Source organism: Bacteroides caecigallinarum (assembly GCF_021530995.1).
GTDB lineage: Bacteria > Bacteroidota > Bacteroidia > Bacteroidales > Bacteroidaceae > Phocaeicola > Phocaeicola faecigallinarum.
Window position 1 is genome coordinate 1 of the sequence record NZ_JADYTF010000196.1, and the last position, 2,961, is coordinate 2,961.

The window sequence follows — 2,961 nt, forward strand, 5'->3', positions numbered from 1 at the left end:
GATGTACCACAATATAATTCATCAAGTGTTCCTGTTAGGCAAGTATGGACCTTAGTTGATATATTCTTGTTAATTTCACAGAGGCATTTATTGACTTCTATCTGATTATCAAATGCATAACTCAATGCAGTTCTAATTAATTCGTCGTTTCCCCTATAACACCTAAGCCATGAAATACAGGGATAAACGGCTCTTATAAATGAATTATTTAAGTTTACATCATGACCTTCGGTAATAAATTCTGCAAGAAAATGGTTGCCTTTAAAAATATTTTCATTTAACCATTCTTGATATTGGACCCTCATTTCTTGAAATCGTTGATCAAATGGTCCAAAGTAAGTTAAAGCTTTATTCTTTTGTTCTTCCTGTTCTTTATACCGTTTATCAAATTCATCAGAATCACCATTTGTATTTAGATAATGGTCTAGAGAATGAAATAAGTATTCAGGTAATATGTGATACAGGCTATCCCTCTTCAGAGAAAATTTTAAAACAGACGATGAATCCTGTTTGTTTTTAATCCCAATAATAAGTTCATCACCTAAAGCAGTTCGCTCCGAGACTCCCTTAAAATCATATGTTAAAGAGACATGATTCTTTGACATTTCTCTCGCATGCGGAATCACGATAGAAATTGCAACATCTGCATCTAATTCTTTAGGAATTGCCGGCTTTGATAGTTTCATAAGTTTAGAATGATAGACTATTAGATCTAACCACATTTACGTTAGATTGCCATTTGTTTTTGGGGTCTGCACTATAAAACTTTGTTTTTAATATCGCATTAGGATTTGCTTGCTTTTTCGCTCCATGTTTAGGACTAGTACGATATTCAAAATGTAAGTGTTCTTCCTTACCTGAAAGATTGTTGGCATTACCAGTTGTTCCGCTTCGTCCTATTACAGTTCCTCTCTGAACTTTCTGGCCATATTTCACTGAGACGGAACTTAGATGTGCGTAAAACGAATAATATGTTTTTTTCGGACGTTTATGTGTTATAAGTATACATAATCCATACCCTGGATGATTTTCTTGTATTAAAGAAATAACACCTTCTCCTACAGACATAATTGGTGTTCCTTTTGGCGCATAATAATCAAAACCACGATGCCACCTAATACTACCATCTGCATTATGCCGTACAGGTCCGAACAAATTACTGGCTTTATTGCATCTTATTTGCGGACTAACTACAGGATCTCCCCAAGTAGCGTCAAGGGATACATCTCCTAAAGCTAAATCTATATCAACGTCAAATAAATTTAATATTGAATCATTAAGATTCAATTGTGATTGCTTTTTATGTTTGATATTGCGTTTTATTTTACTATTTTGATGTGTATTGTTTTTTATTTTTATGTTTTCTACAGAGATTTCCTGTAATAACTCAAAATTATTCTTAACTTGAGCTTTGACGTCAGATAAAATAATTGTTGAAATAAATATAATCAACGATATATAGAGACTAAAGTTATTCATTTCATTTTTTTGATTCTTTATTCTGCCCAGGTTCCACTATAGATATTGTTCCTCCATACACACATTTTAGTGTAGATGATTCCAATAAAGCAGGTTCACCATAAACAAGACTATCCTTATCTATGACTTTCCATTTTGGACACGTGCCTGGTACACATGGCATTGGAGTTAGCTTTCCGTGATTAGCAGCAGTAGCTGAAGCAGTAGGAGGATATGCTAATGACCGACATTTCCCAAATCCTGGGATATTTGTTATTGATACGTAATCAGCAATATTAGCTTGATCTTGTCCCATCAATGTTACATTTTTAGGTGTAGCCTTTAATTTTGATGTGGATGTACCCATCGTGCACTTTAAAGTAGCTCCTGAACAAACATATTCCATAACATACTTAGTAAATTAATGACTATCGAACCTTAACCTTGGAAGCTTGAATCGAGACTTCCTGATTAGCTTCCATTGATATATTGCCTTTTGATTTGATATTTATATCACTGTCTGCAATAATTTCAATTTTACCAGCCGAATGTATGGTGATTTTTTTATCGTCCGCAGACAATGTTATATGGTACGTATTACCTTTATTATCATAAATCTCTAATAAGCCAGCCTCTCCCTGATCATTAAACAATATAGTATGACCATTACGGCTTCTAATAGCTTTAATATTGTTTGGGGTTTCATTTGTCGATGTCCATTTCTCGTCAGGTTTTCCATTACCTCCGTTAAAGAACGTACCTATAATGTATGGTCGCTCAGCATTATTCATTTCAAAGCCGACCATTACTTCTTCACCTATTTCCGGGATAAAATAACAGCCTTTACCTTGTCCTGAATAAGGAACCGCAATGCGTAACCAAGGAGTTTTCATTTCCTTATTCTGAGCTTCTTGCCAAGGGAATTGTACTCGAATTCTACCTAATTTTTGTTTATCTTCATTTTCTACAACCTTTGCTCTTTGAGGGGGACATATTGGATAGACATTTGCATCAGAATATGATGGGAAGTTACATGCTACTGGTATTGCCGTAAAAATATTGGAATATTCTTGTTGATAATCAAAAGAATGATTTATTCCTATAATCTTTAATGCTTTCTGTTCCACATCTTTACTTTCTCCTGATTTATTCTGAACTTTGTCACGAATAAGAAATGTTTGGCCAATTTTTAATAATGCTAACTTCGAGAATCCGTTTACAGTCATCATTCCTGTTTTTTTCCCTTCCGCTTCCAACTTTACTGAATAGTCCAATATTGTATCAATACCTTCTCCATCGCTACCATTATCAAAACCACCTGTTGAAAGTACTGTAATATTTTCGTTATTATATCGCTGTTGCGAAGCATAATAGGCTTTATCTGTCCAGTCATTTACATTATTATCAGCAATATTACGTCCAGATTCACTAATAAAAGAATTTTCTTTTCCAAATTGATAGTGGTCTGGTAAAAAATGATTAAAAGAGAATGATGCCATATTT

Annotated in this window: 4 protein-coding genes; all 4 read right to left on the bottom strand. The window is 33.9% G+C overall.

Annotated features, from left to right (window positions below; translation table 11 throughout):
* Nucleotides 1-686 (bottom strand): hypothetical protein (locus I6E24_RS15850; protein WP_235329627.1); only part of this gene is annotated, 686 nt, incomplete at its 3' end.
* A 4-nt stretch (nucleotides 687-690) separates the two neighbouring features.
* Nucleotides 691-1,479: a M23 family metallopeptidase gene (locus I6E24_RS15855; RefSeq protein ID WP_235329629.1), complete on the bottom strand. Its 789-nt coding sequence runs from the start codon at nucleotides 1,477-1,479 to the stop codon at nucleotides 691-693.
* Between the two features lies 1 nt (nucleotide 1,480).
* Nucleotides 1,481-1,864: a DUF4280 domain-containing protein gene (locus tag I6E24_RS15860; RefSeq protein ID WP_235329631.1), complete on the bottom strand. Its 384-nt coding sequence runs from the start codon at nucleotides 1,862-1,864 to the stop codon at nucleotides 1,481-1,483.
* Between the two features lie 22 nt (nucleotides 1,865-1,886).
* Nucleotides 1,887-2,961, bottom strand: a 1,075-nt coding sequence (locus tag I6E24_RS15865; protein WP_235329633.1) for a phage baseplate assembly protein V, incomplete at its 5' end; no start/stop codon positions are given.

Bases quoted from the DNA above. Each gene is read 5' to 3' on its own strand.
- I6E24_RS15855 (WP_235329629.1), bottom strand. From the start codon at position 1,479: ATGAATAACTTTAGTCTCTATATATCGTTGATTATATTTATTTCAACA.
- I6E24_RS15860 (WP_235329631.1), bottom strand. From the start codon at position 1,864: ATGGAATATGTTTGTTCAGGAGCTACTTTAAAGTGCACGATGGGTACA.